Source organism: Gordonia sp. L191, assembly GCF_030077625.1.
Lineage (GTDB): Bacteria > Actinomycetota > Actinomycetes > Mycobacteriales > Mycobacteriaceae > Gordonia > Gordonia polyisoprenivorans_A.
The window spans coordinates 3,462,018-3,482,573 of record NZ_CP125996.1 but is presented as its reverse complement, the minus strand read 5'-3'; the positions used below and the strand labels follow the sequence as shown (position 1 = coordinate 3,482,573).

Annotated in this window: 20 protein-coding genes; 9 read left to right on the top strand and 11 right to left on the bottom strand. The window is 66.9% G+C overall.

Annotation, left to right across the window (positions count from 1 at the left end; genetic code table 11):
* The first annotated feature begins 17 nt into the window (after positions 1 to 17).
* From QNM97_RS15750 to QNM97_RS15735, 4 genes are read left to right on the top strand one after another with little or no spacing between them, the layout of a single operon-like run.
* Positions 18 to 839 (top strand): SDR family oxidoreductase, encoded by an 822-nt coding sequence (locus QNM97_RS15750; protein WP_283819302.1) that lies wholly within the window; start codon positions 18 to 20, stop codon positions 837 to 839.
* Positions 840 to 896: 57 nt separating this feature from the next.
* Positions 897 to 2,165 (top strand): acyl-CoA dehydrogenase family protein, encoded by a 1,269-nt coding sequence (locus QNM97_RS15745; protein ID WP_283819301.1) that lies wholly within the window; start codon positions 897 to 899, stop codon positions 2,163 to 2,165.
* Between the two features lie 58 nt (positions 2,166 to 2,223).
* Complete coding sequence (locus QNM97_RS15740) at positions 2,224 to 3,282, top strand: phosphotransferase family protein (RefSeq protein WP_283819300.1); 1,059 nt, start codon at positions 2,224 to 2,226, stop codon at positions 3,280 to 3,282.
* 28 nt (positions 3,283 to 3,310) lie between these two features.
* Entirely contained in the window at positions 3,311 to 4,054 is a 744-nt protein-coding gene (locus QNM97_RS15735; RefSeq protein ID WP_283819299.1) for a TetR/AcrR family transcriptional regulator, read from the top strand.
* 6 nt (positions 4,055 to 4,060) lie between these two features.
* On the opposite strand, the gene QNM97_RS15730 is transcribed toward QNM97_RS15735, so the two are convergent.
* From QNM97_RS15730 to QNM97_RS15720, 3 genes are all read right to left on the bottom strand, one after another.
* Positions 4,061 to 5,311: an MCE family protein gene (locus QNM97_RS15730; RefSeq protein ID WP_283819298.1), complete on the bottom strand. Its 1,251-nt coding sequence runs from the start codon at positions 5,309 to 5,311 to the stop codon at positions 4,061 to 4,063.
* Positions 5,312 to 5,457: 146 nt separating this feature from the next.
* Complete coding sequence (locus QNM97_RS15725) at positions 5,458 to 6,975, bottom strand: class I adenylate-forming enzyme family protein (protein ID WP_283819297.1); 1,518 nt, start codon at positions 6,973 to 6,975, stop codon at positions 5,458 to 5,460.
* Between the two features lie 10 nt (positions 6,976 to 6,985).
* Positions 6,986 to 7,945 carry a phosphotriesterase family protein gene (locus QNM97_RS15720; RefSeq protein WP_283819296.1) on the bottom strand — a complete coding sequence of 320 codons (960 nt, stop codon included), beginning with the start codon at positions 7,943 to 7,945 and terminating at the stop codon, positions 6,986 to 6,988.
* Positions 7,946 to 8,139: 194 nt separating this feature from the next.
* Between QNM97_RS15720 and QNM97_RS15715 the strand changes: the two genes are divergently transcribed.
* The gene (locus QNM97_RS15715) at positions 8,140 to 9,144 is read left to right on the top strand and encodes a L,D-transpeptidase family protein (RefSeq protein WP_283819295.1); all 1,005 of its coding nucleotides are present in this window, start codon (positions 8,140 to 8,142) and stop codon (positions 9,142 to 9,144) included.
* A 119-nt stretch (positions 9,145 to 9,263) separates the two neighbouring features.
* Here QNM97_RS15715 and QNM97_RS15710 read toward each other — a convergent pair whose 3' ends face one another.
* Complete coding sequence (locus tag QNM97_RS15710) at positions 9,264 to 10,664, bottom strand: class II fumarate hydratase (RefSeq protein ID WP_283819294.1); 1,401 nt, start codon at positions 10,662 to 10,664, stop codon at positions 9,264 to 9,266.
* 222 nt (positions 10,665 to 10,886) lie between these two features.
* Here QNM97_RS15710 and QNM97_RS15705 point away from each other — a divergent pair, with 222 nt between their 5' ends.
* The gene (locus QNM97_RS15705) at positions 10,887 to 11,840 is read left to right on the top strand and encodes a type IV toxin-antitoxin system AbiEi family antitoxin domain-containing protein (protein WP_123926342.1); all 954 of its coding nucleotides are present in this window, start codon (positions 10,887 to 10,889) and stop codon (positions 11,838 to 11,840) included.
* Positions 11,841 to 11,882: 42 nt separating this feature from the next.
* Here QNM97_RS15705 and QNM97_RS15700 read toward each other — a convergent pair whose 3' ends face one another.
* Together QNM97_RS15700 and QNM97_RS15695 are read right to left on the bottom strand one after the other, a co-directional pair.
* Positions 11,883 to 13,583, bottom strand: a complete 1,701-nt coding sequence (locus tag QNM97_RS15700; RefSeq protein WP_123926340.1) for a fumarate hydratase — start codon at positions 13,581 to 13,583, stop codon at positions 11,883 to 11,885.
* 22 nt (positions 13,584 to 13,605) lie between these two features.
* Positions 13,606 to 14,469 carry a LysR family transcriptional regulator gene (locus QNM97_RS15695; RefSeq protein ID WP_283819293.1) on the bottom strand — a complete coding sequence of 288 codons (864 nt, stop codon included), beginning with the start codon at positions 14,467 to 14,469 and terminating at the stop codon, positions 13,606 to 13,608.
* A 71-nt stretch (positions 14,470 to 14,540) separates the two neighbouring features.
* On the opposite strand from QNM97_RS15695, the gene QNM97_RS15690 reads away from it, so the two are divergent.
* Entirely contained in the window at positions 14,541 to 14,909 is a 369-nt protein-coding gene (locus QNM97_RS15690) for a nuclear transport factor 2 family protein (RefSeq protein ID WP_283819292.1), read from the top strand.
* Positions 14,910 to 14,955: 46 nt separating this feature from the next.
* On the opposite strand, the gene QNM97_RS15685 is transcribed toward QNM97_RS15690, so the two are convergent.
* Positions 14,956 to 15,393 carry an immunity protein CdiI family protein gene (locus QNM97_RS15685; protein WP_283819291.1) on the bottom strand — a complete coding sequence of 146 codons (438 nt, stop codon included), beginning with the start codon at positions 15,391 to 15,393 and terminating at the stop codon, positions 14,956 to 14,958.
* Between the two features lie 30 nt (positions 15,394 to 15,423).
* Positions 15,424 to 16,419 carry a class II fructose-bisphosphatase gene (gene glpX / locus QNM97_RS15680; RefSeq protein WP_014359458.1) on the bottom strand — a complete coding sequence of 332 codons (996 nt, stop codon included), beginning with the start codon at positions 16,417 to 16,419 and terminating at the stop codon, positions 15,424 to 15,426.
* 168 nt (positions 16,420 to 16,587) lie between these two features.
* Here glpX and QNM97_RS15675 point away from each other — a divergent pair, with 168 nt between their 5' ends.
* The gene (locus QNM97_RS15675; protein WP_283819290.1) at positions 16,588 to 17,160 is read left to right on the top strand and encodes a DUF4245 domain-containing protein; all 573 of its coding nucleotides are present in this window, start codon (positions 16,588 to 16,590) and stop codon (positions 17,158 to 17,160) included.
* Between the two features lie 55 nt (positions 17,161 to 17,215).
* Here the strand turns inward: QNM97_RS15675 and QNM97_RS15670 are convergent, their stop codons facing one another.
* From QNM97_RS15670 to QNM97_RS15660, 3 genes are read right to left on the bottom strand one after another with little or no spacing between them, the layout of a single operon-like run.
* Positions 17,216 to 17,527 (bottom strand): exodeoxyribonuclease VII small subunit, encoded by a 312-nt coding sequence (locus QNM97_RS15670; protein WP_283819289.1) that lies wholly within the window; start codon positions 17,525 to 17,527, stop codon positions 17,216 to 17,218.
* The gene (gene xseA / locus QNM97_RS15665; protein ID WP_283819288.1) at positions 17,524 to 18,834 is read right to left on the bottom strand and encodes an exodeoxyribonuclease VII large subunit; all 1,311 of its coding nucleotides are present in this window, start codon (positions 18,832 to 18,834) and stop codon (positions 17,524 to 17,526) included. The genes QNM97_RS15670 and xseA overlap by 4 nt, the downstream gene beginning before the upstream one ends.
* Positions 18,831 to 19,535, bottom strand: coding sequence for a lipid droplet-associated protein (locus QNM97_RS15660; RefSeq protein WP_283819287.1), 705 nt, complete (start codon positions 19,533 to 19,535; stop codon positions 18,831 to 18,833). Before QNM97_RS15660 ends, xseA begins: the two co-directional genes overlap by 4 nt.
* 52 nt (positions 19,536 to 19,587) lie before the next feature.
* Here QNM97_RS15660 and QNM97_RS15655 point away from each other — a divergent pair, with 52 nt between their 5' ends.
* A complete protein-coding gene (locus QNM97_RS15655; RefSeq protein WP_283819286.1) occupies positions 19,588 to 20,541 on the top strand; it encodes a 4-hydroxy-3-methylbut-2-enyl diphosphate reductase in 954 nt (317 codons plus the stop codon).
* Positions 20,542 to 20,556 lie beyond the last annotated feature (15 nt).

Sequence of the window (20,556 nt, the reverse complement as noted above, 5' to 3'; positions counted from 1 at the left end):
TCAAGTACGGTCGGGGCATGGAGATCCAGAACACAGTCGCCGTGGTCACCGGTGCCGGCGGCGGCATCGGTGGTGCGATCGCCCGCGCGCTGAGCGCCGCCGGCGTCCGGGTGGTGTTGACCGACCTCGATTCCGACGCCGTCGCGCGCACCGCCGAGGCGATCGTCGAGGCCGGCGGCCAGGCGATTGCGCTGTCCGGCGACGCCTCGGACAACGCCCACATCGACGACGTGCTCACCGCGGCCGGTGAGCATTTCGGACCGGTCGACCTGTATTTCGCCAACGCCGGGATCGGCGGCGCGGCGGGGCTGGATGCCACCGACGACGCCTGGGACACCGTCATCGACGTGAACCTGATGGCGCATATACGCGCCGCGCGTCGGCTCGTACCCGAGTGGAGCGAACGCGGTCGCGGATACTTCATCAGCACTGCGTCGGCGGCCGGCTTGCTCACCCAACTGGGGTCGGCGACCTACTCGGTGACCAAACACGCGGCGGTCGGGTTCGCCGAATGGCTCAGTGCCACCTACGGCGACGCCGGTATCCGGGTCAGTTGCCTGTGCCCGATGGGCGTCGACACCAAACTGCTGCGTCCCGACCATGCGCCGGACACCGACGGCGAGCGCCTGATGCAGCGAGCGGTCGAGACCGCCGGCGCGGTGATCACGCCCGAGGAGGTCGCCGACCTCGTACTGGCCGCGATCGCCGATGAGCGGTTCCTGATCCTCCCGCATCCGGAGGTGCTCGAGATGTACCGCCAGAAGGGTGCCGACTACGACAGATGGTTGCGCGGCATGCGGCGCTATCAGGCCGCGCTGCTCGCGCCGCAGGACGCCTGAAGCGCCACCGCCGGCGAATCCGTCGAGACCACAACCGCTCTCATCGAGGAGACAACCATGACCCTGTTCGAACCGTCACCGCGCGCCGAGGAATACCGGCAGAAGCTGCTGGCCTTCATGGATACCTACATCTATCCCAACGAGGCCGTCTACGACCAACAGATGCGGGAGTCGGCCAATCCCCATGCCACCCCCGACATCCTGATCGAACTCAAGGCCAAGGCGAAGGCCGAAGGACTGTGGAATCTGTTCCACCCCTACGCCGAATGGGGTCCGGGTCTGTCGAACCTGGAATACGCGCACCTCGCCGAGATCATGGGACGGGTCGGGTGGGCGCCGGAGGTGTTCAACTGCAACGCCCCCGACACCGGCAACATCGAGGTGCTGACCCTCTTCGGCACCGACGAACACAAGCAGCGCTACCTCAAGCCCCTGCTCGATGGTGAGATCGCCTCGGCGTTCGCGATGACCGAGCCCGCAGTCGCCAGCTCCGACGCGACCAACATCGAGTTGCAGATGGTCCGAGACGGTGACGACTACGTCCTCAACGGACGAAAGTGGTTCGCCTCCAACGCGGTGCGGCCCGACTGCAAGGTACTCATCGTGATGGGCAAGACCGATCCCACCGCTCCGACCCACCGACAGCAGTCGATGATGGTGGTACCCACCGACGCCGAGGGTCTCACCATCCTGCGCAACCTGCCCGTCTTCGGCTACGTCGACCGGGAGAGCCACGGCGAGTTGGTGTTCGAGAACGTCCGGGTGCCCGCGACCGATGTCCTCAAAGGGGAGGGTGAGGGATTCGCGATCGCCCAGGCGCGTCTGGGGCCGGGCCGCATCCATCACTGCATGCGCACCATCGGGATGGCCGAGCGGGCGCTGGAACTCATGTGTCGGCGAGCGGCGGCACGCTCGACCTTCGGACAGCCCCTCGCCGACCGCGCCAACATTCAGGACTGGATTGCCGAGGCGCGCATCGACATCGAGATGGTGCGGCTGCTGACCCTCAAGGCCGCGTACATGATGGACACCGTCGGGAACAAGGCGGCCGCGACAGAGATCGCCGCCATCAAGGTGGCGGCGCCCACCATGGCGCTCAAGATCATCGACCGCGCCATCCAGGTCCACGGTGGTGCCGGTGTCACCGACGACTTGCCGCTGGCCATGGCCTACGCGCATCTGCGGACGCTGCGCCTGGCCGACGGTCCCGACGAGGTGCACAAGCGCGCGATCGCCCGCCGCGAATTGCGACGTTACCGAGAAGCCGCGACGGTGCCGGAGACGGTGGCCTGCGTGTCCGACGACGCGCTCTCGGCCCGGTACTGATCGAATCGGGAAGCCGTTGCAGCGCAAGAGAGTCCGGTGATCGAGTGGAGAGTGGGCAATGAGTGAGACCGACGTGGCGGGGGAACTGGCGGAGATCGCCGAGGTCGATCCCATCGCCCTGCTCGGCTGGCTGCGCGGAGCGGGTATCGAGTGGGCCGGCACGGTGCGGTGCACGCGCGTCGGAGTCGGTCAGTCGAATCTCACCTATCTCCTCACCGACGACGCCGATGACCGATGGGTGCTGCGTCGTCCGCCGGTCGGCACCCTACTGGCATCGGCGCACGACGTGGTGCGCGAGGCGCGCATCCTCTCAGCGCTGGCCCCGACCGACGTGGCGGTTCCGGCCGTCCTCGGTGTGTGCACCGACGAGTCGGTGAGTCCTGTTCCGCTGGTGGTGATGGAGTTCGTGGACGGTGTCGTCCTGGACCGGCTCCCGGCGGCGCAGGCGCTCTCACCCGCGATACGGCGGGCGGTGGGGGAGTCGATGATCGACACCCTCGCCCGAATCCACGACGTGGACATCGAGCAGGTCGGCCTGGCCGACCTCGCGAGCCACAAGCCCTACGCAGCACGCCAACTCAAGAGGTGGAGCGCGCAGTGGGAGAAGTCGAAGACCCGCGAGATCCCGGCCCTGGACGAGTTGACCCGCCGACTGTCGGCGAGTGCACCCGAACAACGGGAGACACGACTGGTCCACGGGGACTTCCACATTCGCAACGTCATGATCGATCCGGACAGCGGAACGGTACGAGCGGCACTGGACTGGGAGTTGTCGACCCTGGGTGATCCACTCGCCGACATCGGCAGCACCCTGGCGTACTGGCCGGCAGCCGGTGAACCGCCGCTCAGTGCTGCACCGGTGGAACTGCTCGAGGGGTTCCCGAGCCGCGACGACTTGGCCGCGATGTACCTCGACCGCACCGGCCGTGACGCGACGGCGCTGCGGTTCTGGCACGCACTCGGACTGTGGAAGGTCGCGATCATCGCCGAGGGTGTGCTCCGTCGTGCGCGGGACAACCCGGCGAACCGAGCCGTCGCCGGCGTCCCCACCGACGAGGTGATCGACGGTCTGGTCGCGCGGGCCATCGCCGTCGCCGACGCGGCCGGACTCGGATGACGACGCCGATGGGTGAGAAGATGTCGGCATGACTGCACGTGATTCGCGCGCGGTGGGGACACAGCCCTTGCAGACACCGCCGGTGGAGACACCGCCGGTGGGGGAGCAGCCGCTTCCCCCGCTGGCGGTGACCGACGGCGACAAGGCGCCGCCGGTGACCGCACGCGGCGAGCGTACCCGCTCCGCCCTGATTGCCGCCGCGCGACGGATCTTCGAGCGCGACGGCTTCTCCGACGCACGACTCACCGACATCACGGCCGAGGCGAAGTGTTCGACGGGAACCTTCTACACCTATTTCGACAGCAAGGAAGAGGTCCTCGACGCCGTCCTCGCGCTCGCCCACGAGGACATGCTGCATCCCGGGCTCCCGCACATCGAGACCGATCCGCACAAGGATCCGTATGCGGTACTCGAGGCCGCCAACCGCGCGTACTTCGAGGCGTACAAGCGCAACGCCGGATTGCGGCTCGTTCTCGAGCAGGTGACCGCCAACATGCCGGAGTTCCGCGAGAAGCGGCGTCAGCGCGGGCTCGTGTTCGCGACCCGAAATGCCAGGCACATCAAGGATCTCCAGGACCGCGGCCTCGCCGATCCCGAACTCGATCCGCTGGCTGCGGCGAGCGCGCTCTCGGGCATGGTCTCGCGGATGGCCTACCAGGCCTTCGCACTCGGCGACGATGCCGATCTGGATCAGATGGTGTTCACCGCAACCCGGTTGTGGGCCAACGCCATCGGTTTACGGAGTGGTGATCGCCGACCGTCTCGACGGTGATCGCCCTCAGACCGGTCGGACGCCCATGAGCGCGGCCAGTTGCCGGGCCAGCGGGGTCAGGTCGAGGCGGTCGGGGTCCTTCTTGGGTGTCGAATCCCATGGTTGCGGCGTGTTCGGATTGGCGTAGACGGTTCGTGCCGCACTGCGGACGCCCGTCGGATTACCTTGTGGTACAGTGCACTCCGCACTCGTGTTGAATGGGAAGTCGTCGTAACGGATGTCGAAATCCGGGTTCGCGCGCTTCATCTCGTCGATGATGCGGGCGGTGCCCTGGTATCCCTGTGTGCACGCCGGTGGGTTGTTCGTCTCGAGCACGACGCCGAAATGGATCTGCCCGTCGCCGGGGGCGGTGGAGTGGCTGCCGGCCGAGATGTTGGACAGCATCGCGAACGTCAAGGACGTGGTGTAGGTGGCGGGTCGGATCGTACGCGTCACCGACGCCAGATCGCGAACAACCCTCGCCGCGTCACCACCGTTGCGTTGCACCAGTTCCGAGAGCTGGGTCGCCGAGGCGCTCCCGGTGGTCAGCAGCCGGCGCAGGTCGGGATCGGACGCCGAGAGCGTTGCCGTGAGCACGTCGAGCCCGTGCGACCAGGCGAGAATGGCATCGGACTGGTCGGCCTGGGTGGCCAGTACCGAATTCGCGTCGCGGATCAGTCCGATGGTCGCGGGTAGATTGTCGGCGCCGTCGGCGGCCAGCGTCGACAACGAGTCGACGAGCCGGGACAGGTTGTCGCCCTGTCCGTTCAGCGCTTTCCCGAGTTCGGTGATCACGGTGTGCAGGTCGTCGAGCGGTATCGATTGTGCGAGTCGCACGGTGGAGGCCACCACCTCATCGAGAGGCGGTGGCACCGAGGACCTCGTGATCGTCGACCCGTCGTGGAGGTGCGCATCGTCATCGCCGCGGGTCGGCTGGAGGTCGATGAATTGTTCGCCGATCGCGGATCGGTTGGCGACGACCGCCATTGCCGACGCCGGGACCTTCGGCGCGTCCGAGGCCAACTGGAGTTCGACGTCGACGCCGTCGTGCGTAAGACGCAGGGGCCCGACGCGGCCGACGGGTATGCCGAGGTAGGTGACCTCGGCATTGGTGAAGATGCCCCCGGAATCGGGGAGGTGTGCGGTCACCGTGTACACCCCGACGCCGACGACGCGGTTCACGTGGACCAGCCAGATCCCCGCGACCACGCTGACCACCAGCCCGAGGACGAGGATCGCGGTGATCTGAAGTCGCGCAATCCGACTCAGCGGTGGCATGTGTGAGGACCCGACCCTTCCGCCTCGCGTGCTCGCGAGGCCGCTCGAACATTACTCGGGGGTAAGGTTCGGCAGCCAGGGCTCTGTGGTCAACGCCGCGCACAACCCCCGCTATGACTGACGACATAGCGGGGCGGTCGGTGTGGTCAGTGCGGAACCGAGATCAGCGGTGCGCGGTCGATGGCCCGCTTGAGGATCTTTCCGGTTGCCCCCTTGGGGAGTTCGTCGACGACATGCACGATGCGCGGCACCTTGTAGGCCGACAGACGTTCTTTTGCCCACTCGCGCAACGTGTCCTGTTCGATCGTGGCACCCGGGCGCGCCGCGACGACGGCGGCGATCTCCTCGCCGTAATGGTCGTCGGGTATTCCGATGACGGCAACCTCGACGATGTCGGGGTGGGTGTAGAGGACCTCCTCGACCTCGCGGGGATACACGTTGTAGCCGCCACGGATGATGAGGTCCTTGGCGCGATCGACGATGCGGACGTCGCCGTCGGCGTCCATCGAGCCCAGATCGCCTGTGCGCAACCATCCGTCGACGAGTTCGGCCGCGGTGGCGTCGGGTCGATTCCAGTAGCCGGTCATCACCGTCGGACCGTTGATGAAGATCTCACCGACCTCGTCGGCGGGCAGGACGGTGCCGTCGGGGTCGCGGATCTCGATCCGGAATCCGGGCAGAGCCGTCCCCACGGTCCCCACCTTGGGCGGGCCGTCGAGATTGCGGAAGGTGGCGGTGCCCGCGGTCTCGGTGAGGCCGTAGCCCTCGAGGATGGAGCAGCCGAACCGCTCCTCGAAGACGCGGATCACTTCACCGGGAAGGGAGGCGCCGCCCGAGCAGGCCAGGCGCAGGTCGGCGAAATCGCTCGGGGTGTAACCGCCGGTGACCTGCAGCATGGCGTTCCACATGGTGGGCACCCCGCACGCGATCGTGATGTGCTCGTCGCGCAGGCGATCCATGAACTCGGTCGGCGTGAAGGGGCTCATCAGCGACAACGTGCCCGCCCAGGTGAGTGCGCCGTGCATGACGACCACCTGACCGAAACAGTGGAACAGAGGTAGCGCGGTGGCCCAGCGCTCGGTGTCGTGCAGGCGCAATGCGTCGCGGAACGCCTGTGGTGCGGCGTTGACGTTCGCGATGCTCAGCTGTGCGCCCTTGGGTTTGCCGGTGGTCCCGGAGGTGTAGAGGATCACCGCCGTCTGGTGCTCGTCACGCTCGACATACGTTGTCACACCGTCGATCTCGGGGGAGTCGTCCTCGAAGGGCCCGATCTCGGTGAAGGGCAGCCCGCGCAACTCGGCGACCGCACGGGCATTGGTCGCACAGTCCTGCCAGGCGACGATCATCATCGTGCCCGAATCGTCGACGACGTAATCGATCTCGGGAACCGTCGACATCACGTTCATGGTGATGACGGTGGCGCCGAGAGTGTGCAGTCCGTAGTAGACGATCGGGAACTCGGGGATGGTCGGCGCGATGAGCAGGACTCGATCTCCGGGGGCCACCCCGGCGGCGGCGAACCGGGCCGCGGCCCGGGCGATGCGGGCCCGGAGGTCGGCGTAGGTCAGCGCACGCGACCCGCTGCGCACCGCGACGCGATCGGGGTGGTGCTCGGCATTGTTCCACAGGGCGGCAACAGGATTGGCTGTGACAGCAGTGTTCATGAGGAGGCTCTCACTCGAAGTAGCGGCGGGGGACCTCGACGAGCATCGTGGTGATCTGCTCGTCGGTGACTCCGCGTTCGCGCAGGGTCGGCAGGACGTCTTCGCTGATATGGCGGTAATTCCACTTGGGCACCGCCAGCTTCTTGGCCTCGGGATCGAACCAGTCGATGAAGCATGCGGCGTCGTGGGCGAGCCCGATGCGGTCGGCGTATCCGCGTTTGCACAGTTCGACGATGGTGTTGATGCGATCGTCGAAGGGCAACAAGACGTCGAGCCCGAACCGATCCATGCCGAGGATCGACCCGGCGTCGGCGATCTTCATCAGGTAGTCGAGGTCGGTGCTGTCTCCGGAGTGTCCGATGACGACCTTGCTCAGATCGGCACCCTCCTCGGCGAGCACACGCTGGGCGACGAGCCCGGATTCGGTGTGCGGATTGGTGTGCACGGTGATGGGCGCGCCGGTGGCGACACTGGCCTGTCCGACCGCGCGCATCACCCGCTCGACGCCCGGTGTCAGTCCCTGTTCCTCGATGGCGCACTTCAAGAACGCCGCCCGGACGCCGGTGTCGGCGATGCCCTCGGTGAGGTCGCGCACGAAATAGGTGACGAGCGGTTCGTCGACGTCGAAAAGCAGGCCCGGGCCGGTGTAGTGGAACTGGAAAGGGATCTCGTTGTAGGTGTAGAGCCCGGTCGCCACGACGATGTTGAGGTCGACCTGCTCGGCGATCTTCTGGATGCGGGGGATGTACCGACCGAGACCGAGGACCGTCGGGTCGAAGATGGTGTCGATGCCCAGGGACTTGAGTTCGTTGAGGTCGCGGACGGCCTCGGCGATCTTGCGCTCTTCGTCCCAGTCGTCCTGATAGTTGATCCGATATTCCTCGCCGACGACGAAGACGTGTTCGTGGATCAGGGTGCGGCCGAGTTCGTCCGAGGAGATCGGACCGGTGACGGTGGTGACGGTGGACATGCGCTTCCCTTCGATGCGAGCGAAATCCGGTGATGTGCTGTGGTCTGCATCACTGCATGGACCCTAGTTGAGGGTGAGTTCAGATTCAAGGAGGGTGTGGTGATCGGATCCATGCCGCACCGTGACCATCGCGAGACTCATCGCCTCTTGCCTTTTGCCACACTGGTGTGGTGCAGAAGTTACTGATGAGGCGAATGAGGTTCTTGGGACTGATGGTGATTGCGGTGCTGGCCGCTTTCGCCGGTGGTGCCGGCATCGCGACTGCCGCCCCATCCACCACGCCGACGACCCCGACCACACCGGCCACTCCAGGTGCGACGCTGCCCGGCGGCATCAGCATCCCGCAGACCGGTATCCCCGAACTCGACAAGGTCCTCGACACGCTCTCGGGGGCCGGCTCGTCCGGCGGTGGGACGCAGTCGAGTCAGACGAGTCAGCTGATTGTGGTGACCGCGCCCAAGGCCAGCGACCAGAAGGCGACGCTCACGGCGTTCGAACGCGACTCCGCCAGTGGTAGCTGGAAGCCGGTGTTCGGGCCGACCCAGGCATTCCTCGGCGAAGTGGGTATGGGTGAGCCCGCCGACAACGTCTACCGCACCCCGCAGGGCACCTTCGCCCTCGACCAGGCCTTCGGGCGGCTGGCCAATCCCGGCACCAAGATGCCGTACTTCCAGGTGACACAGCAGGATTGGTGGGACTCCGACATGAAGTCGCCCACCTACAACACGCACGTGCACCAGGCGCAGAGCCCCGGCGGGGACAGTGAGAATCTCTACGACGCCGGACCTGCTTACGACTACGCGGTGAACATCGCGTCCAATCCGCAGCGCATCCCCGGCAAGGCGTCAGCGATCTTTCTGCATGCCAGCACCGGCGAGCCGACGATGGGTTGTGTGGCGATCGACAAGGATGTGCTGCGCAACATCTTGACCTGGCTCGATCCCGCCAAGAGCCCGAAGATCACCATCGGCGTCAATCAGGCTGCGCCCACGGGTAGTGCGCCGGCGCTGACGACACCGCAGTCCACGACACCGCAATCAACGCCCCAGACCGGGACACCCCAGTCCGGGACTCCCCAGTCGGGCACCACGACGACCACGCCGGGTGCCACGAGTGGACTCCTCGACGACAATGCCTTGACCCAGTTGCTCAACCAACTGGTCGGCATCCTGCCGTCCATGCTGGGAGTCGGTGGCTGACAACCATATCCGTGAGGTGACGAGGCGACGCCGTCGATCCGTGTGGGATCGGCGGCGTAGCCGTGTCGGTGGTCGGGGTGCAGCGTCCGGGATCTTCGTGGCGGGTCGGGATTCGCCGATCAGCGTTCGCGGTCGAGATTCGCCATCTTCAGCACGTCGAGCCGCTTGTCGAGCTCGGCCTCGCTGAGCTTGTCGCCGATGAGGCCGCGATCGATGACGGTCTGCCGAATCGTCGTGCCCTCCTTGAGGGCTTGTTTGGCGACCGCGGCCGCCTCCTCGTATCCGATCGCCGAGTTGAGCGGGGTGACGATCGACGGAGAACTCTCGGCAAGCGTCTTGAGACGCTCCTCGTGGGCGACGAGGCCGGAGATGCAGCGGTCGGCGAACAGCCGGGACACGTTGGCCAGCAACTTGAGCGACTCCAGCACGTTGCGCGCCATCATCGGGATGTACACATTCAGCTCGAAGGCGCCGTTGCCGCCACCCCAGGTGACCGCGGCGTCGTTGCCGACGACCTGCGCGGCGACCTGGGTGACCGCTTCGGGCAGAACGGGATTGACCTTGCCGGGCATGATCGAGCTGCCGGGCTGCAGGTCGGGCAGTTGGATTTCGCCGAGGCCGGTGAGCGGGCCCGACCCCATCCAGCGAACGTCATTGGCGATCTTGGTCAGCGACACCGCGACCGTCTTCAGCTGCCCCGACAGTTCGACCAGCCCGTCCCGGGCGGCCTGGGCCTCGAAGTTGTCCTTGGCGAGCGAGAGGGCGTCGACGTCGGTGAGCTTGCGCAGTTCGGCGACGACCTTGGTGCCGAAGCCGGCCGGCGCGTTGAGACCGGTGCCGACGGCGGTTCCGCCGATCGGCAGTTCGCCGACCCGGGGAAGTGTTGAGGTGATGCGCTCGATACCGGCCTCGACCTGGCGGGCATAGCCACCGAACTCCTGGCCCAGGGTCACCGGTACGGCATCCATCAGGTGGGTGCGACCGCTCTTGACGACCTCACGCCACTCGTTCGACTTCTCCAACAATGCCAACCGGAGATGGTCGAGCGCCGGGATCAGATCGCTGACCGCGGCCTCGGTGGCCGCGACGTGGGTGGCGGTCGGGAAGGTGTCGTTGGACGACTGCGACATGTTGACGTGGTCGTTGGGATGGACCTCGACGCCGGTCGCCTTGGCGATCGAGGCGATGACCTCGTTGGCGTTCATGTTGGAGCTGGTGCCCGAGCCGGTCTGGAACACGTCGATGGGGAACTGGTCGTCATGCTTACCGTCGGCGATCTCCTTGGCCGCGGCGATGATGGCGTCGGCCTTCGCCGCATCGAGGAGCCCGAGATCCTTGTTGACCTGCGCGCACGCCGCCTTGAGCAGTCCCATCGCCCGGATCTGGGTGCGTTCGAGCGGGCGGTGGCTGATCGGGAAGTTCTCGACGGCGCGCTGGGTCTGGGCCCGCCACAGCGCGTCGACGGGGACTTTGACCTCGCCCATGGTGTCGTACTCGATGCGGTACTGCTGCTCGGTCATGGTGCTGCGTCCTCCGATGGTCGACGGCGAGTTAGGACTACCTCAATTCACGCTACTCGTCACCGTCGGAGCCCGGCGCGCAGGCCCGTCGACAGCTCTGTGCCGTAGATCGGTGTCACTGGGCGACACGAAAGTACGGCACAAGTGGTGGTCTCGACCGAGTTGTCCACAGATCCTCCTCGCGGGCGACCGACGGCGCCGTCGGCGGTCACACTGTGCGCCATGACCGTTGCTCCGCCCGACACGGCTCGTCTCGACTACCTGCTCGCGTCGCAGGACGGTGTCGTCACCCGCGGGCAGGTGATCGACTGTGGATTCTCCGCAGCTTTCGTCCGCCGCATGGTGCGACGCCGGGAATGGGCGACGGTGTTCCCCGGCGTCTATGTCGATCACACCGGGCCACTGACTGCACGACAGCGCCAGTGGAGTGCGTTACTCGACGCGTTTCCGGCGGCCCTGAGCCACTCATCGGCGATACTAGACGGCGACGTGGCGCCGACCCAGCCGGTGCACATCGTCGTCGACCGACAACGCCGGGTGACCAGACGCCGGGGTGTGGTCGTCCACTACGGGTCTCGGCTGGACGACAGGGTGCTCTGGCATGCGCGTCCACCGCGCGTGCGTATCGAGGAGGCCGTGCTCGATGTCGTCGATGCGTCGTCGTCGGCGGCGCGCGTCATCGCCTGCCTGGCAGATGCGGTGCAGGCTCGCCGAACCACCGCAGACCGCCTGCTCGCGGCGCTGCGCCGCCGGCCACGGATCGCGCACCGACGGTTCGTCGAGGGCGTTCTCCGTGATATTCGGGACGGCACGTGTTCGGTTCTCGAGCACGGATACCTGACGAAAGTCGAACGGGCCCATGGTCTTCCTGCGCCGATCCGGCAGGCGCCGACCACCGTGGGGCGTCGGGGCCTGCGCGATGTGGAGTACGTCGACTTCGGTCTCGTCGTCGAACTCGACGGCCGACTCGGTCACGACGGTCCGGTGGCACGCGACCGCGACCTCGAACGTGACCTCGACGCCGCGGTTCACGGCGATCGGCTGACGCTTCGTCTGGGATGGGGACAGGTGTACGAACGTCCGTGTGCCACAGCGACGAAGATCGCCTGCGCACTGCACGCCCGCGGATGGCGGGGAACCGTCGCCGGATGCCCGGCATGTCCGTCATCGCCGTAGATCGGTGTCACATGGTGGCATCGATCTACGGCGTAAGCCCGCTCAGCGCTCCTTCGACCGGATGCGCACCCCGCCCAGCGGGACGGTCACCGCGCCGCCCGGATCGGTGAAGAAGTCGTTGCCCTTGTCGTCGACGACGATGAACGCCGGGAAGTTCTCCACCTCGATCTTCCAGACGGCTTCCATGCCGAGCTCGGGGTATTCGATGACCTCCTGGCTCCTGATGCAATCGAGCGCCAGCCGTGCGGCCGGGCCGCCGATCGAGCCGAGGTAGAAACCACCGTGTGCCGCACAGGCATTGGTGACCTGCTTGGAGCGGTTGCCTTTGGCCAGCATCACCATCGAGCCGCCCGCCGCCTGGAATTTCTCGACGTAGGAGTCCATGCGGCCGGCCGTGGTCGGTCCGAACGAGCCCGAGGCCATACCCTCCGGGGTCTTCGCCGGTCCGGCGTAGTAGACAGGGTGATCGCGGAGGTACTGCGGCATGGGTTCGCCCGCGTCGAGGCGCTCGGCGATCTTGGCATGCGCGATGTCTCGGGCGACGACGAGCGGGCCGGTGAGCGAAAGCCGGGTCTTGACAGGGTAGTTGGACAGCTCCGCGAGGATCTCACTCATCGGGCGGTTCAGATCGATGTCGACGACCGCGCCCCCCTCGATGTCCTCGGCGACGCCGGCGTCCGGCATGTACTGCGCGGGATCGGTTTCGAGCTGCTCGAGGAACACGCCGTCGGCGGTGATCTTGCCCAATGCCTGGCGGTCAGCCGAACACGACACCGCGATCGCGACCGGACAGGAGGCGCCGTGGCGCGGCAGCCGGACGACGCGGACGTCGTGGCAGAAGTACTTGCCGCCGAATTGTGCTCCGATGCCGAAGGATTGGGTGAGCTTGAACACCTCCTCCTCCAATTCCACGTCCCGGAAGCCGTGGGCGGCCATCGATCCCTCGGTGGGCAGGGTGTCGAGGTAGTGCGCCGAGGCGTATTTCGCCGTTTTCAGGGCGAACTCGGCGGAGGTTCCGCCGATGACCACCGCGAGGTGATATGGCGGGCAGGCTGCGGTGCCGAGGGAGCGGATCTTCTCGTCCAGGAACTCCAGCAGCCGCTTGGGATTGAGGATGGCCTTGGTCTCCTGGAACAGGAACGACTTGTTGGCGCTACCGCCACCCTTGGCCATGAACAGGAACTTGTATTCGGGGCCCTTCGGTCCCTGCTCGGTGGAGTAGATCTCCACCTGCGCAGGCAGATTGGTGCCCGTGTTCTTCTCGTCGTAAGTGGTCAGGGGAGCCAGCTGCGAATACCGCAGATTGAGCTTGGTGTAGGCGTCGTAGACGCCGCGCGAGATCCACTCACCGTCGGTGACCCCGGTGAGCACCCCCTCGGACTTCTTGCCCATGACGATCGCGGTACCGGTGTCCTGGCACATGGGTAGCACGCCGCCCGCGGAGATGTTGACGTTCTTGAGCAGGTCGAGCGCGACGAAGCGGTCGTTGCCCGAGGCCTCCGGATCGTCGATGATCTTGCGCAACTGCGCGAGGTGCGCGGGCCGCAGATAGTGGCTGATGTCGTGCATCGCCTCGGCGGTCAGTCGCTGCAAGGCCTCGGGGGCGACCTTGAGGAAGGTCTGACCATCGGCGGTGAAGGTCGAGACCCCCTCGGTGGTGATCAGTCGATACGGGGTGTCATCGGCGCCGGAGGGCAGCAAATCGGCATAGCGGAACTCCGGAGCAAGGGCTGGTTTGCTCACGCGGAAATCCTAGCGCGGCACCTCAGAGCCCGAGCAGGGAGCGGAACGCCTGCGCGGCCGCCGACGGTTCGCGACGCGAGACGACCCCGAGACTCGAGCGGGCTGCCGTGTCGGCCAGGGGTACCGCGACGACGCCGTCGAAGCCGGCGGCGGTGTTCTCGCTGAGCGCACCGACGCCGATGCCGCGACGGGCCAGCAGGCTCACCTGGGCGGGCGTCGTCACCTCCCACCGTGGGGTCGCGGTCATCCCGATGCGAGCAGCTGCGGCATCGAGAGCGCCGCGTGCCCCGGTACCGACCGGCAGGGAGATCAGGTCGGCGGTCAACAGTCGCGCGGTGTCCAGGGTCGTCGACGACGCCCACGGATGATCGGGGGCGAGGACCGCGCACAACGCATCCTCGACGATGACGCGGGTGAGCAGGTCGGCCGGCGCCGCGCCCGCCCATCCGGCAACGGCGACGTCGAGCCCGCCGTCACGCACCGCGCGTATCAGGTCGTCGGAGAGACCCTCGATCAGCCGGACGTCGACCCCCGGGTGACTGTCGTGCATCACCGCAAGGGCGTCGACGAGCGGATCCCAGGTCAGTCCGGTGACGGCCCCGACACGCAGTGATCCGGTCATCACACCGCGGATCGCGTTGGCCGTGTCGGTGACGGCGTCGATGCCGCTCAGTGCCTGGCGGATCGCCGGCAGCAGGCTGCGCCCCTCCTCGGTGAGCGATACCCGCCGAGAGGTGCGATCGAAAAGCGTCACGCCCAGTTCGCGTTCGAGCTTCGCGATCTGGGTGGACACCCCGGACTGGCTGACACGCACGGTCTGCGCGCCGGCGGTGAAGGTGCCGGCGTCGACGACCGCGATCACGTACCGCAGCTGATGCAGTTCCATTGCTGGAAATGATAGGTGCTATCCGAAAGATCTGTTGGACGGATGGAACCCTCGGACTCCATCCTGGAGTCATGACAGAGATGATCTCCACCACCGAGACCACCCGCATCGTCGCCGAGACCTACTTCGATGCTTGGCGCACAAGAGATTTCGACCGATTGCGGTCGGTGCTCGCCCCCGACGTGAGCTTCGTCGGCGTCATGGGCGTTGCCGACGGCGCCGACGCATGCCTCGCCGGACTGCAGGGTATGGCCGAATCGATCATGGACGACTTGGTCCTACACGCCCGAGTGGCCGACGGTGACGACGTCATCACCTGGTTCGACCTGGTGACCAAGGACGGCGCCACGTTGCCGACCGCCAACTGGAGCCACGTCGAAGACGGACTGATCACCCGCATCCGGGTCACCTTCGATCCTCGGCCACTCGAAAATGGTTGAGCCACAGGGGTAGTGGCGCACAGGCCCGAACTTGGGCCGGTGCGCGTCAGAAGCGGTGTTCGATGTCGGCGTAGTCGCCGATCTCAGCAGCGAGAAGCTCGGCGATGCGGTGTCCCTCGGCTCGCCAGCGTGCTTCGGTGACCGCGTCCGGGTCGCGGTCGAGCGCCGAGAGTTCCTGTTCCCAGACGTCGTGCCAGGCCCGTATTCGCTGCGTCAACTCCGCCGACAGCCCGTAGTCGTTCGGTGTCGTCGCGTAGCCGACGTTCCAGGTCTCGGTGGAGTTCTCCCACAGCGGCCAGTCACGACCGTAGTCGGGAAACAGTCGCACCGTTCGTCTCGCCGGCGGTTTGCCGCCCCACGTGCCCTGCAGCGGTGGGGGCGGAGTGTGCCGAATGGCGTCCTGTTCCTCCGGGCTCACCGTCGTCCAGGCCAGCAGGGCCGGCTCTCCGTCGGCGAGCGCCGGTTCGGTGGCGTACAGAACCACGCGTGTCGTCCGCGTACGACTCGCGAGGGCTCAGATGCTCAGGCGTGCGTATTCGCGGAGCTTGGCGGTCTTGTGGACGGCCTCGATCCGGCGAATCGTGCCCGACTTGGAGCGCATGACCAGCGAACGCGTGGTGGCGCCGCCGGGCCGGTAGGTGACGCCGCGCAGCATGTCGCCGTTGGTGACACCAGTTGCGCAGAAGAACGAGTTCTCGCCGCTGACCAGGTCGTTGGTGCCGAGCACACGGTCGAGATCGTGGCCGGCGTCGAGTGCCTTCTTGCGCTCTTCCTCATTGCGCGGCCAGAGCTTGCCCTGGATCTCGCCACCCATGCACTTCATCGCGACAGCGGTGATGATGCCCTCGGGTGTACCGCCGACACCCATCAGCATGTCGACGGTGCTGTAGTCGCCCGCAGCGGCGATCGACCCCGCGACGTCGCCGTCGGAGATGAGGCGGATCTTGGCGCCGGCCTGCCGGATCTCGCCGATCAGATCGGCGTGGCGAGGCCGGTCGAGGACGACGACCGTCAGGTCGGCGACGTCGATGCCCTTGGCCTTGGCGACCGAGTTGATGTTCCACTCCACCGACTCGTCGATGTTGATGGCGCCCTTGGCCTCCGGGCCCACGGCGATCTTGTCCATGTAGAACACCGCCGACGGGTCGTACATGGTGCCGCGCTCGGACACCGCGATCACCGCGATCGAGTTCGGGCGGCCCTCGGCCATCAGGGTGGTCCCGTCGATGGGATCGACCGCGACGTCACAGTCGGGTCCGCTGCCGTCGCCGACCTCTTCGCCGTTGAACAGCATCGGGGCTTCGTCCTTCTCGCCCTCACCGATCACCACGACGCCGCGCATCGACACCGTCGAGAGCAGCTCACGCATCGCGTCGACGGCGGCACCGTCGCCACCCTTCTTGTCGCCACGCCCCACCCAGCGTCCGGCGGCCAACGCGGCGGCCTCGGTGACTCGCACCAACTCCATCGCGAGGTTGCGGTCAGGGGCCTGGGGGGTGGCTTCGGTCATGTCTTGGACTCCTCGGCGTGCGGCGGTGCGACTGGCCTCCATCCTCGCATGTCACCCCGATGCGCTGGTCACCGCCCGGCGTGATCCATCCGGGCGGTTGCGTGCAGCCGGTAAACGGCGGATGGGCGATTTGCCGAACGGAGTGTGTCGGCTGGAATACTGAGCCCCATGGCCCAGAAACCGCGCCATCTCGTCAACGGCAAGGACATGATCTGGTCGATCATTCCGCTGTTGGCGATCTGCGCGCTCGTCGCGATCGCCTCGGGGAACTGCTCGGTGGGGCTCACCGGAAGTGCCTCCGACGACCGGCGCAGCCCGTTCGATGTACAGGGTGCACTGCTCTCGGACTCGCAGACGCTGCCCTTCCCGATCCGCAAGCCACCGGACCCCGCCGGGTGGAAACCGAGTTCGGGCAGCCGCGAGAACGTGGCCGGGCATGTGGTCAGCAACGTCGGCTGGATCACCAACAGCGGTAGCTACGTGCAACTCACCCAGACCGACGCGTCCGAGGACGAACTCGTCGACCATCTCGCCGACGGTTCGACCGTGGCCTCGGGGACCGGCACCCGCGAGATCGGTGGGCAGCGCTGGGTGACCTACAGCACCCACGACGGCAACAACTTCTGGATCACCGACCTCGGGTCGGTACGAATCGCGGTCATGTCCACCGGCTCCGACAGCGGGATGGCCACGATGGCCGAATCGGTGATCGAGCAGCAGCCGCTGCCGGGTAGGGGTTGACGCAGCGGATCTCCGCTGACCCGAGACCGCAAACAGCGACGTGATCACTTGTGCCTCAGTCGTCCTCGTCGAGTTCCTCGTCGTCCGATTCCTCGTCGTCCAAATCCTCACCGTCGTTGAGCACCGCCTCGATGCGTTCGCGTGCGCCGGCGAGGTGGGCCTCGCAGCGATCGGCGAGCGCCTCGCCGCGTTCCCACAGCGCGAGCGACGCGTCGAGGTCGAGGCCTCCGCGCTCGAGGGTCGCGACCACCTCGGCGAGTTCGTCACGGGCCTGTTCGTATCCGAGTTCGCCGACCGGGGTACGTCCGTCGTCGGAGGTGTCGGCCTTCTGTGAAGCCGACTTCTTTGCTGCCCGTTGGGGACTCACTGTTCCTCCTGTGCATGGTCGTCGGTGTGGTCGTGGTCGTGAGGGGCGTCGTGGTGGTGAGGGGAGTGCGCGGCCGGTTCGATCGAGGTGACGTCGGCGTGAATCGAGCCGTCACCGACCCGGATTCGTAGCTGCGCCGACGTCGGCAGACCGTCCACGGAGTCGAGCACGTGCGGCGGGTCGGTGTCGACGCGCTGCACGACGGCGTACCCGCGGGCCAGCGTCTGAGCCGGTCCCAGCGTCGCGAGCCGGGCCGCGAGATGTTCGGTACGGCGGTCCTCGGTGTCGAGGCGGCCGACGAGGGTGCGACGCAGATCCGCTCGAAGCCGGTCGACGCGTTCGTTGTGTCGGTCGAGCACCGTGAACGGATCGGCGAGCACCGGGCGGGCACGAAGGCCGGCGATCACCCGGTCCTCGCGATGCACCCAGTTGCGTAGGGCATGCGCGCTGCGACGGCGCAGGGCGGCGATCCCGGCGAGTTCGGCCTCCACGTCGGGGACCACGCGTTTGGCCGCATCGGTGGGGGTGGCGGCGCGGATGTCGGCGACGAAGTCCAGGAGCGGATTGTCGGGTTCGTGGCCGATCGCGCTGATCACCGGTGTCGAGCACGCGGCGACCGCCCGCAACAGCGCCTCGTCGGAGAACGGCAACAGGTCCTCGACGCTGCCACCGCCGCGGGCGATGATGATGACGTCGATGTCGGCGTGCGCGTCGAGCTCGCGAAGGTGGCCGATGATCCGCGGCACCGCCGTCGGGCCCTGCACCGGTGCATCACGGACATCGAATCGCACCGCGGACCACCGCGCCGAGGCCACCGACACCACGTCGCGTTGCGCGGCACTGGCGCGGCCGGAGATGAGGCCGATGGTGCGCGGCAGGAACGGGATCGGACGTTTGAGACGTGCGTCGAAGAGTCCCTCGGCGGCCAGCAACTGCCGCAGCCGCTCGATGCGCAACAGCAGCTGACCCACGCCGATGGGTCGAATATCGCTGACGCGCAACGAGATCGTGCCGCGGCCGGTGTAGTAGCTGGGGCGACCGAGCATCACGACGTGGGCCCCGTCGGTGATCGGCACCTCGGAGCGGGCGAGCAGGTCGGGGCTGCACGTGACCGAAATGGAGATGTCGGCGGCGGGATCGCGCAGCGTCAGAAACGATGTGCGCGTTCCGGGGCGGCGGCTGATCTGGGTGACCTGGCCCTCCACCCAGATCTGGCCGAGCCGGTGAATCCAGTCGGCGATCTTGGTGTTGACGGTGCGCACCGGCCACGGGTTGTCGGCCGAATTCGCCGAACCGCCACCGCTCACTTCGATGGCGAGCGCTTGTTCTCGGCCGCGGTGATCCGATTGTCGATCATGGTGATGAACGGAGCGCGGTTGCGGTTGGCCTTCTCATAGGCGAGCAACTCGGAGAGTTCGTCGACACCGACCGACCTCAGCTTGGCGCGCAGCTGGGCCAGGGTGAGGTTGTCGTACTCGGTGTACTCGACGACCTCGGGCACCGGACCGGTGGGCGCCGGGGTGTCACTGCCGGGGCCGGTGGTCGAGGAGGTGATGACTTCTTCGGGGGCCGACGAGTACAGCGCGAATCGCCCGGCGTCGGCGCGCGGGGCCGGCGACTCGGCGGGGGATGTCTCGGACGGCGCGGGCTCGGTGTGGTCGTCCGAGGCGGCGTCGTGCTCGTCATCCGGGGTGTCGGCGAGGGTTGCCCGCCCGGACTCGATCGGCACGACGGTATCGGCGACCTCGGTGTCGTCCTCGGTGTCGTCCTCGTCGAAGCGCGCCCACGCGGGCTCCTCGCTGGGGCGGTCGAAGATCATCTCCAGTGCGGTGTCGCCCTTGATGGCCAACTCGGCGATGCCCTGCTGGGCGCGCATCGCCAACTGCAGCGTCTCGCTGACCGCGGTCACCGGAAGGGTGAACAGCAGAGTCGGCAACTTACGCGTCTCTTCGACGGCCGTGACGACGAGACCTGCGGCGATACGGGCCGGATAAGGAGCACGAACCATGGGTTCACTCTGCCATCTCGCGGCGAGTGGTCCAACACGTACCCTTGGGGACATGACTGAATCCAAGCGCATCCTGCTCGCCGAACCGCGAGGATATTGCGCCGGCGTGGATCGCGCCGTGGAGACCGTCGAGCGTGCACTCGACAAGCACGGTGCGCCCGTCTACGTCCGCAAGGAGATCGTGCACAACCGGCACGTCGTCGACACCCTCGCCGAGCGTGGCGCGATCTTCGTCGGCGAGACCGACGAGGTACCCGAAGGCGCCATCGTCGTGTTCTCCGCGCACGGCGTCTCCCCGGAGGTGCACCGCACCGCCGCGCAACGCAACCTCAAGACCATCGACGCGACGTGTCCGCTGGTGACCAAGGTGCATCAGGAGGCCAAGCGCTTCGCCCGCGATGACTACGACATCCTGCTCATCGGCCACGAGGGCCACGAGGAGGTCGAGGGCACCGCGGGGGAGGCGCCGGAGCACATCCAGCTCGTGGATGGTCCCGACGCCGTCGACGCCGTGAGTGTGCGCGACGAATCGAAGGTCATCTGGCTCTCCCAGACCACGCTGTCGGTGGACGAGACGATGGAGACTGTGCGCCGCCTCCGTGAGCGATTCCCCGAGCTCAACGACCCGCCCAGCGACGACATCTGTTATGCGACCCAGAACCGTCAGGTCGCCGTGAAAGCGATGGCCCCGAAGTGCGACCTGGTGATCGTCGTCGGCTCGAAGAACTCGTCGAACTCCGTGCGGCTGGTCGAGGTGGCACTACAGAACGGCGCGTCGGCCTCCTACCTGGTCGACTATGCGCGGGAGATCGATCCGGCGTGGCTCGACGGCGTCGAGACCGTCGGCATCACCTCAGGTGCGTCGGTGCCGGAGGTCCTGGTCCGTGGGGTCATCGACTTCCTCTCCGAGTACGGCTTCGATTCCGTCGAGAAGGTCACCACCGCCGAGGAAACGTTGACCTTCGCCCTGCCGCGTGAACTGCGGCCGGCTCGGACGGCCAAGTAACCCGACCATCGGAGA